The sequence below is a fragment of the Methyloceanibacter sp. genome (assembly GCF_041573655.1).
Lineage (GTDB): Bacteria > Pseudomonadota > Alphaproteobacteria > Rhizobiales > Methyloligellaceae > Methyloceanibacter.
Genome location: NZ_JBFFQD010000003.1, coordinates 81,533 through 94,085, shown reverse-complemented (window position 1 = coordinate 94,085; position 12,553 = coordinate 81,533). Strand labels below are relative to the sequence as shown.

General features: G+C 62.5%; 14 protein-coding genes. 9 read left to right on the top strand and 5 right to left on the bottom strand.

Annotated features, from left to right (window positions below; all coding sequences use genetic code 11):
* Both ABY454_RS01670 and ABY454_RS01665 read right to left on the bottom strand, forming a co-directional pair.
* Window positions 1–196 (bottom strand): histone (locus tag ABY454_RS01670; RefSeq protein WP_372928434.1); only part of this gene is annotated, 196 nt, incomplete at its 3' end.
* A gap of 405 nt (window positions 197–601) precedes the next feature.
* Window positions 602–1,384: a hypothetical protein gene (locus ABY454_RS01665; protein WP_372928433.1), complete on the bottom strand. Its 783-nt coding sequence runs from the start codon at window positions 1,382–1,384 to the stop codon at window positions 602–604.
* A 91-nt stretch (window positions 1,385–1,475) separates the two neighbouring features.
* On the opposite strand from ABY454_RS01665, the gene ABY454_RS01660 reads away from it, so the two are divergent.
* The 4 genes from ABY454_RS01660 (at window position 1,476) to ABY454_RS01645 (ending at window position 6,135) form a co-directional block, all read left to right on the top strand.
* On the top strand, window positions 1,476–2,324 hold the full coding sequence (locus ABY454_RS01660; protein WP_372928432.1) for a formate/nitrite transporter family protein: 849 nt from the start codon (window positions 1,476–1,478) through the stop codon (window positions 2,322–2,324).
* Window positions 2,325–2,331: 7 nt separating this feature from the next.
* A complete protein-coding gene (locus ABY454_RS01655; RefSeq protein ID WP_372928431.1) occupies window positions 2,332–2,754 on the top strand; it encodes an MAPEG family protein in 423 nt (140 codons plus the stop codon).
* Between the two features lie 52 nt (window positions 2,755–2,806).
* Window positions 2,807–5,200: an excinuclease ABC subunit UvrB gene (gene uvrB, locus ABY454_RS01650; protein WP_372928430.1), complete on the top strand. Its 2,394-nt coding sequence runs from the start codon at window positions 2,807–2,809 to the stop codon at window positions 5,198–5,200.
* Between the two features lie 491 nt (window positions 5,201–5,691).
* Window positions 5,692–6,135, top strand: a complete 444-nt coding sequence (locus tag ABY454_RS01645; protein ID WP_372928429.1) for a DoxX family protein — start codon at window positions 5,692–5,694, stop codon at window positions 6,133–6,135.
* A gap of 35 nt (window positions 6,136–6,170) precedes the next feature.
* On the opposite strand, the gene ABY454_RS01640 is transcribed toward ABY454_RS01645, so the two are convergent.
* Window positions 6,171–7,403, bottom strand: a complete 1,233-nt coding sequence (locus ABY454_RS01640) for a lytic murein transglycosylase (protein WP_372928428.1) — start codon at window positions 7,401–7,403, stop codon at window positions 6,171–6,173.
* 103 nt (window positions 7,404–7,506) lie between these two features.
* Entirely contained in the window at window positions 7,507–7,743 is a 237-nt protein-coding gene (locus ABY454_RS01635; RefSeq protein WP_372928427.1) for a DUF3072 domain-containing protein, read from the bottom strand.
* A 443-nt stretch (window positions 7,744–8,186) separates the two neighbouring features.
* Here ABY454_RS01635 and ABY454_RS01630 point away from each other — a divergent pair, with 443 nt between their 5' ends.
* The 5 genes from ABY454_RS01630 (at window position 8,187) to ABY454_RS01610 (ending at window position 11,811) form a co-directional block, all read left to right on the top strand.
* Window positions 8,187–8,546: a septal ring lytic transglycosylase RlpA family protein gene (locus ABY454_RS01630; RefSeq protein ID WP_372928426.1), complete on the top strand. Its 360-nt coding sequence runs from the start codon at window positions 8,187–8,189 to the stop codon at window positions 8,544–8,546.
* A 290-nt stretch (window positions 8,547–8,836) separates the two neighbouring features.
* Window positions 8,837–9,142 (top strand): hypothetical protein, encoded by a 306-nt coding sequence (locus tag ABY454_RS01625; protein ID WP_372928425.1) that lies wholly within the window; start codon window positions 8,837–8,839, stop codon window positions 9,140–9,142.
* A gap of 207 nt (window positions 9,143–9,349) precedes the next feature.
* Window positions 9,350–9,565 carry a cold-shock protein gene (locus ABY454_RS01620; protein WP_372928424.1) on the top strand — a complete coding sequence of 72 codons (216 nt, stop codon included), beginning with the start codon at window positions 9,350–9,352 and terminating at the stop codon, window positions 9,563–9,565.
* Window positions 9,566–9,698: 133 nt separating this feature from the next.
* Window positions 9,699–11,129 (top strand): M20/M25/M40 family metallo-hydrolase, encoded by a 1,431-nt coding sequence (locus tag ABY454_RS01615; protein ID WP_372928423.1) that lies wholly within the window; start codon window positions 9,699–9,701, stop codon window positions 11,127–11,129.
* Entirely contained in the window at window positions 11,116–11,811 is a 696-nt protein-coding gene (locus ABY454_RS01610) for a ribonuclease T (RefSeq protein ID WP_372928422.1), read from the top strand. The genes ABY454_RS01615 and ABY454_RS01610 overlap by 14 nt, the downstream gene beginning before the upstream one ends.
* Here the strand turns inward: ABY454_RS01610 and ABY454_RS01605 are convergent.
* Window positions 11,808–12,491, bottom strand: coding sequence for an outer membrane protein (locus ABY454_RS01605; protein ID WP_372928421.1), 684 nt, complete (start codon window positions 12,489–12,491; stop codon window positions 11,808–11,810). The genes ABY454_RS01610 and ABY454_RS01605 overlap by 4 nt on opposite strands.
* Window positions 12,492–12,553: the final 62 nt, after the last annotated feature.

The window sequence follows — 12,553 nt, the reverse complement described above, 5'->3', positions numbered from 1 at the left end:
TCCGTGCTGTCTTGCGCGCCGTGGCCTTCCGCCGAACGCCGGTCTTGCGAGCGGTCTTCCGCACTTTCCGCGCAGTCTTGCGCGCCGCGGTCTTCCGCCGAACGCCGGTCTTGCGAGCGGTCTTCCGCACTTTCCGCGCAGTCTTGCGCGCCGCGGTCTTCCGCCGAGCGGTCGTCTTGCGAGCGGTCTTCCGCACTTTCCGTGCTGTCTTGCGCGCCGCGGTCTTCCGTCGAGCGGTCGTCTTGCGAGCGGTCTTCCGCACTTTCCGCGCAGTCTTGCGACCGGTCTTCCGCGCGGCCCGTGCCGTCTTACGTCCAGTTGATCTCGTGGCCATAGCTTCGCTCCGATTCTGTTTTAGATGTCGTTACCCGTTCAAACGACGCATACATCGAATCACGCTACACTTGGTCCAAGCTTGCCGTCCCACATGGCAAGTCAATTGTTTTTTTTAGTATACGCTGATTGCATCAGAAAATGGCAAATTAACGGGCACTATTCGCTTAACGTCAACAACCAATTCTTTCCGCGCGCAACGCGATGCGCAGCAAACTGTACATTGCGCGTGCAAAACGATTCGTTTGCGAAGTGCGTTTGCCGCACTTCATTCCATCTGCAGGAGCACTTCAGCGAACGGTTCCTTCGAAATGTGAGGGTTCCCGGTGAACGGAAAGTCGAAGGCAAGCGCCAAGAGCAAAGACAACGCTACAAGCGCTGCGAGGGCCACTGTCATAAGGACTTGCGCGCCGGCATTTGACGCGGCGAAGAACGCCGGATAGCCGAGGGTGATCAGGCCGCCCACGATCAACACAAACCAGAGCACCCCTGGTACCGACCCACTTGCGCTGTCGAGCCGCTCGTTTCGGCTGTCGGCAATCAAGGTCACCAAGGTGAGCGCGTGCTGGAACAGCACCAGTTCCTTATCGTCTTCCGGCTGCAGTTTGAGAACGGCACTGTTCAGAGCCCTGAGGTCCCTGGCCACGACCTCGTTACGCTCGCCAACCGCCATGCTATCCCAAGCGTGCGTCTGCACGTCTTTTACGTACCTCATGACCCCCGCCTGGATATCGTCACCCTGATTGGGTATCGCCTCCGCCACGTGGTAGAGATCGACGGCGGCCTTAGCCTCCTCCCGGACGGCATTTTCCGTTTCGCTGTAGTTCTCCCAAACGGCGATGACGACGAAAGCCAACATGACGGCGTAGAACACGCCCACCACGGCGAATTTGAACCCGGCGACTTCATTGTTGAGCTTGAGGCGGTCGGCGCCGTAACGATATCGGCTCATGAGCATGAGCCCGACCGCATAGACCTCCGCCACCACCATCATGATGAGGGCCACGACCCACAAATGCGTCCCGTGCATCAAAGAGAGAATGGTGGCCATGGTCTTCCGTCCCGGGAAAGCGACCGATAGGAACGCCGCCTTAGGCCCGCTATTTTGGGACCAACATGAGCGATTCGCGACAAGGAAGCCCATGACCAAGCAAGGCGCAAGCACAAAGACCCCCCAAACGCAGGAGGGGCTGACGCGGCATGAAACCAAGGAAGTCAAGGAACGCCGTCGTCTGCGCGCTGCGGTTGTCTACGAGATCATCCGCTTGGAGGGTGAGGCGGAGCTTGCGCGCACATTCACCGCGCTGTGGTGGTCGGCCCTGGCGGCCGGTCTTTCGATCGGCTTCTCCGTTCTGTCCCAAGCTCTGCTCGAAGCGACTTTGGGCGACTTCCCGGGCCGGACCGTGATTGCCGATTTCGGCTACTGCGTCGGCTTCTTGATCGTGATCCTCGCCCGTCAGCAGCTCTTCACCGAGAACACGCTGACTGCCGTCTTGCCCGTCATGGTCCGCAAGGATTGGAGCGGCATCTGGGACGTGTTGCGCCTCTGGGGCATCGTCCTCGCCGGCAATCTCGTCGGCTGCTTCGTGTTTGCTGCCTTCCTTGCCTATTCGGGTGCCTTCTCCGATCAGACCCAGACCGCCATCACCGAGATCGGCCGCCACCTCATGGCCAACAGCCCGACCGAGATGTTCGTCAAGGGCATCATGGCGGGCTGGCTGATCGCCGCGCTGGTTTGGATGCTTCCGTCCTCGGAAGGCACCGAGATCTTCATCATCACCCTCATCACCTACATCATCGCGCTCGGCGACTTCACCCACATCATCGCTGGGTCCGTCGAGGCCATTTACATGTGCCTCATCGGCGAGGTCGGCATCGGGCAGGCCGTTGGCGGCTTCTTCATCCCCACCCTGCTCGGCAACGTGGCCGGTGGCACCGTACTCTTCGCCTTGATCAGCTACGCGCAGGTCCGAGAGGAACTGGAAGGCTAATGAGGCGATGACCGTTCCTCTATGGGTTCTGCTGACATTGGCCGTGTGGACCCTGCTCGTGCTTCTGGCTGGCGTCGGTCTCCATCGGTGGAGCCTAATCCTGTCCAGCAAAGCTGAGTTGACCGACTTCCCGGGCGGCGTGGCCGAGGGAGCGCCCGCGTATTGCCGCGCCGTGCGGGCCCACGCCAACTGCGTCGAGAATCTGCCGGTCTATGGCGCGATCGCTATCACCGCCGCGATCGCCGGGGTCGATACCCCGCGTCTCGATCAGCTCGCCATCGTCCTTCTCATCGCGCGGATCGGCCAGACGCTGATCCATATGATTTTCCGCGAGACCAACCGCACGGTCGCCATCCGCTTCGGCTTCTTCGCCGTCCAGCTATTGGCCATGTTTTGGATGGCGGCGATTGTCGCCATGACCGCCTGGTAGCGCGGCGGCGCGCCTCTAGCCAAGCCCTCTCCCCGCCGCCATATTCGCCTTTATGCCCCCTCGCGCTCCCAAGACCTTCGGCTCCCGGGCGGAGCCGCGCGCCGTCACCGGCGAGGCGGCCGGTCTGCCGCTTGCCGGCGACCGGCGCGATCCGGGATTCGGCGAAGCGCCCCAACCGCTGATCCAGGAGCATCCGCTGGTCACGGGCGAGACGGCCGCGTTCACGCCGCACCGGCCATCGCGGCCAGAGAAGTCCGAAGGCGGCGTCGCCCTTCAGACCGAGACGGAATTGGAGCCTAAGGGCGACCAGCCCCACGCGATCGCCGAACTCGTCAGCCAAGTGAACGCCCGTGAACGCGATCAGGTGCTGCTCGGCGTCACGGGCTCGGGCAAGACCTTCACCATGGCCAAAGTCATCGAGGAGACGCAGCGCCCGGCACTCATCCTCGCGCCGAACAAGACGCTTGCCGCGCAGCTCTACGGCGAGTTCAAGAGCTTCTTCCCGGAGAACGCGGTCGAGTATTTCGTCTCGTACTACGACTACTACCAGCCCGAGGCCTATATCCCGCGCACCGACACCTATATCGAGAAGGACTCGTCCATCAACGAGCAGATCGACCGCATGCGCCACTCGGCGACACGCGCGCTGCTCGAGCGCGACGACGTGATCATCGTGGCCAGCGTGTCGTGCATCTACGGTATCGGCTCGGTGGAGACCTATACCGCCATGACCTTCACCCTGAAGCGCGGCGACAATATCGAACAGCGCCAGCTGATGGCCGATCTGGTCGCCCTTCAATACCGGCGGAACGACGTCAACTTCGTGCGCGGGAGCTTCCGGGTCCGCGGCGATACCATCGAGCTATGGCCCGCCCATTTGGACGATCGCGCCTGGCGAGTCTCGCTGTTCGGCGACGAGATCGAAAGCATCGTCGAATTCGATCCTCTGACCGGCGCCAAGACCGACGAGTTCAGCCTGGTCAAGGTCTACGCCAATTCACACTATGTGACCCCGAAGCCGACGCTGAAGCAGGCCGTTCGCGGCATCAAGGAGGAGCTGAAGCAGCGTCTCACCGAGTTGCACGGCGCCGGGCGCCTGCTCGAGGCGCAGCGGCTGGAGCAGCGCACCCTGTTCGATCTGGAGATGATCGAGGCGACCGGCTCCTGCGCCGGCGTCGAGAATTACTCGCGCTATCTCACGGGCCGCAAGCCCGGCGAGCCGCCGCCCACGCTGTTCGAGTACCTGCCCGACAATGCCCTCGTCTTTACCGACGAGAGCCACGTGACCGTGCCGCAGATCGGCGCCATGTTCCGCGGCGACTACAAACGCAAGTCCACGCTCGCCGAGTATGGCTTCCGCCTCCCCTCCTGCATGGACAACCGGCCCTTGCGCTTCGAGGAGTGGGACGCCATGCGGCCGCAAACCGTCTACGTGTCGGCAACGCCGGGCGGATGGGAGCTGGAGCAGACCGGCGGCGTCTTCGCCGAACAGGTGATCCGGCCGACCGGGCTCGTGGACCCGCCGGTCGAGGTGCGTCCGGCCACAACGCAAGTGGACGACCTCATCGACGAGACCCGTAAAGTCGTGGACGCCGGCTATCGCGTGCTCGTGACGACGCTCACCAAACGCATGGCCGAGGACCTGACGGAGTACATGCACGAACAGGGCATCCGCGTGCGCTACATGCATTCCGACGTGGAAACCCTGGAGCGCATCGAGATCATCCGCGATTTGCGGCTGGGCGCCTTCGACGTGCTCGTGGGCATCAACCTGCTGCGTGAGGGGCTCGACATTCCCGAATGCGCACTGGTCGCCATTCTCGATGCCGACAAGGAGGGCTTTCTCCGCTCGGAGACCTCGCTGGTGCAGACCATTGGCCGCGCGGCGCGCAATGTCGATGGCCGCGTCATTCTCTACGCCGACGGCATCACCGGGTCGATGGAACGCGCCATGGCGGAAACCGACCGCCGCCGCGAGAAGCAAGTGGCCTGGAACAAGGCGAATGGCATCACGCCGGAAAGCGTGAAGAAGAACATCGGCGACATTCTCGCCTCCGTCTACGAGCGCGACCATGTGCTGGTCGACGCCGGCACCGGCTTCAGCGAGGAAGATCAGATGCCCATCGGGCATAACCTTGAAAGCGTGATCGCCGACATGGAGAAGCGCATGCGCGCATCGGCGGCCGATCTCGAATTCGAGGAAGCCGCGCGCTTACGCGACGAGGTCAAGCGCCTGCGCCAAACCGAACTCGCCATCGCCAACGACCCACTCGCACGCCAGTCGGACGTCGAGCGTTCGGCCGCGGCGGCAGACATCTCTCGACCGCACAAGCCGGACCTCGACGAGATGGGCCCGCACAACCGCGAGATCCCGCTCAAGACCGCGCGCCCACGCTCAAAGTCGGGCAAGCCCGGCACACGTGCCTTCAAGGGCAAGGGCCATTAAGCCGGAGCCTGGCCGCTCATTCTTGCTGTACGCGAGCCTCCGACGCCTCGTTCTAAAACGGGGCGCGCATTAACCGTTTCTCAAGCCTATCCGGCGAAATTAAGCGCTGTACCGAGTTGGTATTCAGTAGCGTAAAGAGAATCAGTCATGCGCATCATCATTGCTCTTGCGGTCTTCACCGCCACCATCGCCTTGGGCGGTTGCTTCCATCACCACCAGCAGACCTATGTCACCGAGCTTCCGCCGGCTCCGGTGCCCTATAAGTAAGCCTTCCAGCATGCGCCGGTGACGCGGCAGCCCTGTCCGCTGGGAAGCGGACGTGCCGGCAGCGCCGTTGGAAAGCGATGCTCCTGCATCGAAAAGCCCGGCCTAGCGCCGGGCTTTTTCGCATCACCCCCGCTCAAGCGCTTGTGAGCAGATATGAGCCCCGAGTGACGGCAACCTCGGCTAGCGTGACACCATCACGCCGCTCACAGAGGGAGGGAGCCGAAATGTCTGCACTCATCGATTGGCTGGAAGCCGGACGCCGACTTGCCGAGCGCATTCCGTATAGCATCGTCGCGCTGGTCGCGCGGCTCGCGGTAGCAAACGTCTTCTGGCGTTCCGCTCAAACCAAAATCAACGGCGTCTTCGAGGTCAAAGACTCGACGTTCTATCTCTTCAGCGAAAAATACCACGTGCCGATTCTACCGCCGGATGTCGCGGCTTACATAGCGACCTACCAAGAACTCGTCGGCTCGGTCCTATTGGTCGTCGGCCTGGCAACCCGCCTCACGGCGTTGGCCTTTATCGGCATGGTCGCGGTGATCCAGATCTTCGTCTATCCGTCAGGCTGGCCCGACCATATTCTGTGGTTCGCGCTGCTGTTCTTGCTCGTTGCGCGCGGGCCCGGTGCGATCTCGCTCGACCACCTGATCTGGCGGCGCACCAAGTAGGCGCAGCCAGCCGCCAACAGACAGGCCGGTGGACCTTATCCGCCGGCCTGCAACTTCCGAATCAACGCTTGGCTCGGATAGGAGTCGGCCGGCAACCCATACTTGACCTGCATGTCGCGGATCGCCGCGCGGGTGCCGGCGCCAATCACACCGTCGATCTTGCCCACGTCGTAACCGCGCTGCTGCAGAAGCCGCTGAAGTTGCTTGTTCTGGGCTGCCGAGAATACCGGCGCATTGCCGCGACGCAGCGGCGGCGCGCCGCCAAGGCGCGTGGCGAAGTACCCGGCCGTCGTCGAATAGATGAGCGAGTTGTTCCAGTCGAGATAGATGTTGATGAAGTTCGGATAGGCCAGGAAAGCCGGTCCGTTCCGCCCCATCGGCAATAGGAGCGCCGAGGGCACGTTGTCCGCGGGCACCGGCTTACCGTTGCGGTAGGTGACCCCGTAACGCGACCAGAACAGGCGCGGCCGCTGAATAGTGACGTCCGCCTGATCCCAAGGGAGGTTCTTGGGCACAATGACCTCTTCGAGCCAGGGCTGCCCCGGCTGCCAGCCCTTCGCCCGGATGTAATTCGCGGCCGATGCCAGCGAGTCCCCTGCACTGCGCACCAAATCGCGGCGCCCGTCGCCATCGTAGTCGACGGCATACTTGTAGTAAGTGCTGGGCTGGAACTGGAACTGTCCCACCTCACCATGGGCGGGTCCGCGCATTTGCGACGGCGTCAAGTCACCGCGATCGATGACGCGCAGCGCATCCATGAGTTGAACGCGAAATTCTTCCGGCCTGCGGCAGTCGTAGCTCAGCGTGGCCAGGGAGCGAATGCTCTGCATGTCGCCCATGAAGGCGCCGAAATCTGTCTCCAGACCCCAAAAGGCGACGAGCACGGGCCCTGGCACGCCGTATTGCTGTTCGACTTGCTTGAGCGTTTTCCCGTATTTCCGCATCCTGGCCTTGCCAGCTTGCAGGCGATTCTTGGACACCATGCGCCTGGAGAACGTGTTGAAGTCCTGCGCGAAGACACCTTGCGCGCGGTCCTTCTTGATGGTCCTCGGATCGTAGGTGACGCCGTTCAGCGCGGCGGCCACGGTCTGCGGCGAGATACCTTCGGCAATCGCCTGCTTCTTGAACCCGTGCAGCCACTTGTTGAAGCCCGAAGGACCGGGGCATCGCTGCGCAAAGGCGGTGGAAACCGAGCCGAGCAGCACCGCCGCACAGAGGCCAGCGAGCGCCGACGTCGAAATGATGCGTGTCAGGGAATATCTAGCCATGCGCGCCAATGAACCCAGTCGCGGCGCGTCCGTCAAGCCAAGAGGATGTCATCTTTGCAGTCTAACCAGTGCGTCGCCGAAGCCGCCGCAACTGGGAAAGGCCTCAATCGGTGTGCGGCGGCAACTCGCCGATCCGAAGCTTCTCTGTCAGCACGTTGATGCGCCGAGAAGCCTCAGCCTTGCTCAGTCCTTGCCGGTACGCCTCCGGTTCCCGCACTTCCTCAGCCAAATTCTTGAGGTGCGAGGCCTGTGCCCCCGTCATCGGCTCGGCTCCAGTCGATCCACTGGGCGCGAGTTCTTGGCGCTCCTGGTAAGCGGAGGCCGTCTTCTTCTGTTGCATCGTAGTCTTCCTGAACCGTCTTTGGTGTTTCCCTTGAGGTTTGTGTTCTTCGTACGATTGTTACAGTAGGAATCGAAAAGGGCAAGCATTTGGCGCCATTTGGCAAAGGTTTGGGCGCGTTTCGTGACCCGCCCAAAGATCAGGCGTCGGTCAAGCATCTGAACAACATGGTTTGGCGGCCTTTGGCCACTATGTAGCGATCCAGCAATCGCCCCTTGCCCATAGGCGGCGCCGGCCCTCCCAGGCGCCGCTAATCTCTTGTAAAGATTGTAGAAACGGTCACGACCGGCCCCGAAATGGCCTCTCTAAGGCCGTGGGCGAGCCGATCTTTTGCCCTTTTGTTCCATAGATTGATGCGCTGCACAAAAAGTGCTGCCGGCGCGATTGTCACCGGCTCTCAAGCAAAAAACCTCCCAAGAATTGGAACAAAGGAGCCAATACGCATGGTCAAAGTGCGAGCGAAGTCGATTGCCGCGGGTCTTTTGGGGGCCGCCTTGATGGTGACTGTGAGTGCCGCGATGGCGGACCAGGTCGGAAGTGCCTCCTGGTACGCGCTGACCTCCAAAACGGCCAGCGGCGAGCGGATGAACCCGAATGCACTGACGGCGGCACATCGGTCGCTGCCATTCGGCTCGAAAGTGCTGGTGGAAAATCTCCGCAACGGCCGATCGGTGGTCGTGCGGATCAACGACCGCGGCCCGTTCACCGGCGGCCGAATTATCGACCTGTCGAAGGCGGCAGCCGCTCAGATCGGCATGATCAACTCAGGGACCGCCAAAGTCCGCATGAAGCGGATCAAATAGGCCTTCTGGAACACTATTCCATTGAAATAACTTGTGTTTCTCCATATCGTGCGAGATCCAGAGCCGCGAGACGCCGGGCCTTTGCGCCCGGCGTCTTCCTTTTTCCCGCCAAACTAATGCAGACCGTTGCACAGATGCGCTAGGCAGTGGCTCCCAAAGGCGGCATAGTCGGCCCATCGGAGCCTGAATGCCGACTCTAAGGTGCGGGCGCGGCAACGCTTTCGTGACCGATGAAATGCTAAGATTCGCAGGGGCTTAGATCCGCCCTATCCAACGGAGCCATGACGCCCATGCTGACCCGCCCCGCCCTTCGGACGATTCTCCCCTACGCGGCATTCCTGATCGTCGCGTCTTTGACCTTCGTGGCGTTCGATACCGCTGTGGCGCAGCAACAGCAGTCGCAGCGCGGGTCCAACCAAGGCCTGTTCAAGAAGCCCCATCGCGGCCCGGCCATCGGGGGCACGTCTTGGACCCTTAGCGACGTCTGGGGCGAACCCCGAATGCCAGAGCCGTCTTACGATTACCCCGGGTTCAATTATTCGCCTGGCGGCTATACGCTCGACGGCGCGCCGAACACTGCGCCCTACCCCAACTAAACACCCGTTTCACTTACGTGAGCGCGCAATGGGCCTTGCGCAGAACTGCCTGACGCCCCTAGAGTGAGGCGCTTTCAGGGCAGACTGCGAACAGGGTGGAGACTGGCCGCGTACGCTCCTGCGACGTGGTTTCTTTTCCCGTTTCTTAGACTTGCCTGATTTTCCGCGCCTGCGCGCGGACCAATTGGAGCGGGAAAGGAGCTTCCCATGCGTCAGACCGGTACGGTCAAATTCTTCAATCATTCGAGAGGGTTCGGCTTTATCACGCCGGACGATGGCGGCAAGGATGTGTTTCTACACATCTCCGCGTTGCAGCAGTCGGGGCTTCCGGCACTCGACGAGGGGGCAAAGGTCTCATTTGAAACAGAGCCGGATCGCCGCGGCAAAGGCCCCCAGGCGATCAACGTACAAATGGGCGAATAATCTATCTGCACAGTTCGAGAGTTCCCCGCTGCGATAGTGGCATCATTCGACGCCGCTATCGTCAGCGGGATTTTTTTGGTCGCGCGCCGCTGAACGGCAGACCAAGACACCTTGCCTCGAGACACGTTAGCTTATGACGGTGGACCGAACCCGCGCCTCAGACCAACTTCGCAGCGTGCTCGACCGTCTCACCGAGGGACGCGCGGCCGCACTGGAGCGGCTGTTCGACTTTTTGGCGATTCCCAGCATCTCCACCGACCCCGCCTGTCACGAAGCCTGTCTTTATGCGGCCGACTGGTGCGCCAAGAGCTTGTGCGACATCGGCTTCGAGGCGCGCGTCGAACCGACTGACGGCAAGCCGATGGTCGTCGCGCATTGGCGCCATCCGGACGGCGGCGCTCGCCCTCACGTTCTTTTCTACGGTCACTACGACGTGCAGCCTCCCGACCCGCTGGAGGCTTGGGATGCGCCCCCCTTCGAGGCGCAGCTCGTCGACGACGCGCAGCATGGGCAAGTGATCGTGGCGCGCGGCGCGTCCGACGACAAAGGCCAGGTGATGACCTTCCTTGAGGCCTGCCGCGCCTGGATGGCCGTGGACGGCGCGCTCCCCGTCGACGTGACGGTGCTGTTCGAAGGCGAGGAGGAGTCGGGGAGTCCCAGCCTCGCGCCCTTTCTTGCAGCCCATGGCGATGAACTGCAGGCCGATATCGCCCTTGTCTGCGATACGGGCCAATGGGACCCGGAGACGCCCGCGATCACCGCCTTCCTGCGCGGGCTTGCCTTTTCGGAAATCACCGTCAGCGGTCCATCGCGCGATCTGCATTCAGGCATTTACGGCGGTCCGGCCCGCAACCCCATTCGCGTCCTCGCCGAACTCGTCGCCGACTTACATGACGCACAGGGGCGCGTGACCATTCCCGGCTTCTACGACGATGTGCACGAACCCTCGGGCAAGCAGCGCGACGCCTGGGGGGCGCTTGGCTTCGACACGTCCGCGTTCCTCGGCGAAATTGGTCTGAGCGAGCCTGCGGGGGAAACGGACAGAAACGTGCTAGAGCAGCTCTGGTCGCGGCCGACGGTCGAGGTCAACGGCATGATCGGCGGCTATACGGGACCGGGCACCAAGACGGTGATCCCCGCACAAGCCAGCGCGAAGCTTTCGTTTCGCCTGGTGCCGAATCAAGACCCTGCCAAGATCATCGACGGGCTCCATCGCTTCATCGCGGAACGCCTCCCGGGCGACGCGCGCGTTTCCTTCGGCGGCGAAGGCGGCTCGCCCGCGGTCGGCTTCGACACGGCAGCGCCCGCGTTCCGCGCCACGGCCGCCGCGCTGCAAGACGAATGGGGCAAACCGCCCGTGGTCGTCGGCTGCGGCGCCTCTATTCCCATCGTCGAGTCGTTCCGCACGCGGCTCGGCATGGATGCGCTGTTGGTCGGATTCGCTCTCGACGACGACCGCATTCATTCGCCGAACGAGAAGTACAACCTCACGAGCTTCGAGAAGGGCGCGCGAAGCTGGGCGCGCATCCTTGCCAAGCTGGGGGATCACGATGTCTCGCTTTGACGGGTGCATCACGGGTGTTGGCGCTGCCGCTATCGCCGCCACATTGCTCTGCGCGTCGGCCGGGGTCGCCTATGACGACAGGCCTCACGCCTATCGTCACGCCGAGCCCGGCAATATCGACTATTACGCGCTGGTGTTGAGCTGGTCGCCAACGCATTGCCTCATGGAAGGCGGTCCCCGCGGCGATCAGCAATGCGATGCGAAACAGCCGGACGACTTCGTGCTCCACGGCTTCTGGCCGCAATACGCAAAGGGCTGGCCGGAAGATTGCTACACCGGCCAGCGCCCTTGGGTGCCATCAGCCGTGATCAACGAGATGCTGGGCGTCATGCCAAGTAAGGGCATGATCATCCACGAGTACAGGACGCACGGAACCTGCTCCGGCCTGCCGCCGGCCGACTATTTCGCCGCCGCCCGCATTGCCCGTGACCAGGTCCACATTCCTGCGATTTTCGACGACCCGAAGACGCAACACTTCTTGTCGCCCGAAAAAATCGAGAGCGAATTTATCGCGACCAATGATTGGCTGACGCCTGACATGATCGCGGTGACGTGCCGGCGTGGAAAACTGTTCGACGTCCGCATCTGCTTCGGCACAGACCTTCAGCCACGTGCGTGCGGCTCGAACTTCAATCAGAAGCGCTTGTGTCCGTTGCGCCGGGTTACCGTAACGGTCCCTTAGAAGCGGTAGATCACCGAGCCGCGGAACGTGTCCGAATCCGGATCGAAGGTCGCCTTGCCACCGGGATAGGAGACTGTCTCGGCGTCGAAGTCAGTAAACTGATAGTCGAAGCGCCCGCTCCAGTTCTGGTCGAACGCATACTCCGCGCCACCGCCGACGCTCCAACCGAAGAACGTCGCTTCGCGGAAAGCACCGCCGGGACCGCTGATCGGAAGATCCGCGTCGGCCCAGGAGCCGCCGAAGGTTCCGAACAGGAGCAGGTTGGGCAGAACCGTATAGCCCGCACGCAAACGCAGATCGGCGACCGAGTCGAACCCGGGGCTCACCTTGTTGAGACCGCCGCCAAATCTGCGGCTGCCGCTCACATCGGAAGCGAGAAAATCGCCTTCGATGCCCACGACGAAGGGACCGTGCTGCCAGCTATAGCCGCCGATGATGCCACCCACGGCGCCGTCGGACGACACCGAGCCGGCCGGCGTCTTGTCGTAGCTCACTGAGGCACCGCCGATCGTGCCGCCGAGCCACCACCCCTCGAAAAGATCTTGGGACGGGACCGGCGCCATGTCGTAGACGGGCGCTGTGTCGTAGACGTCGCCACCACTTAATGCGGGGCTTGAGGCCGTGGCGCTGGCCACCAGCACGACGGCGCCAGTCGCGGCCCGATACAATCGCGTACGCATGACAAACTCCCTCACGATTGGAGGCTCGGTTCCGTTCGCCAGGTGGCCCGAACCAAGCGCTC

Coding starts and splice junctions, on each gene's coding strand:
- ABY454_RS01645 (WP_372928429.1), top strand. CDS start 5,692: ATGTCTGCACTCATCGATTGGCTGGAAGCCGGACGCCGACTTGCCGAG.
- ABY454_RS01635 (WP_372928427.1), bottom strand. CDS start 7,743: ATGCAACAGAAGAAGACGGCCTCCGCTTACCAGGAGCGCCAAGAACTC.
- ABY454_RS01660 (WP_372928432.1), top strand. CDS start 1,476: ATGACCAAGCAAGGCGCAAGCACAAAGACCCCCCAAACGCAGGAGGGG.
- ABY454_RS01665 (WP_372928433.1), bottom strand. CDS start 1,384: ATGGCCACCATTCTCTCTTTGATGCACGGGACGCATTTGTGGGTCGTG.
- ABY454_RS01640 (WP_372928428.1), bottom strand. CDS start 7,403: ATGGCTAGATATTCCCTGACACGCATCATTTCGACGTCGGCGCTCGCT.
- ABY454_RS01610 (WP_372928422.1), top strand. CDS start 11,116: ATGTCTCGCTTTGACGGGTGCATCACGGGTGTTGGCGCTGCCGCTATC.
- ABY454_RS01655 (WP_372928431.1), top strand. CDS start 2,332: ATGACCGTTCCTCTATGGGTTCTGCTGACATTGGCCGTGTGGACCCTG.
- ABY454_RS01620 (WP_372928424.1), top strand. CDS start 9,350: ATGCGTCAGACCGGTACGGTCAAATTCTTCAATCATTCGAGAGGGTTC.
- uvrB (WP_372928430.1), top strand. CDS start 2,807: ATGCCCCCTCGCGCTCCCAAGACCTTCGGCTCCCGGGCGGAGCCGCGC.
- ABY454_RS01615 (WP_372928423.1), top strand. CDS start 9,699: ATGACGGTGGACCGAACCCGCGCCTCAGACCAACTTCGCAGCGTGCTC.
- ABY454_RS01630 (WP_372928426.1), top strand. CDS start 8,187: ATGGTCAAAGTGCGAGCGAAGTCGATTGCCGCGGGTCTTTTGGGGGCC.
- ABY454_RS01605 (WP_372928421.1), bottom strand. CDS start 12,491: ATGCGTACGCGATTGTATCGGGCCGCGACTGGCGCCGTCGTGCTGGTG.
- ABY454_RS01625 (WP_372928425.1), top strand. CDS start 8,837: ATGCTGACCCGCCCCGCCCTTCGGACGATTCTCCCCTACGCGGCATTC.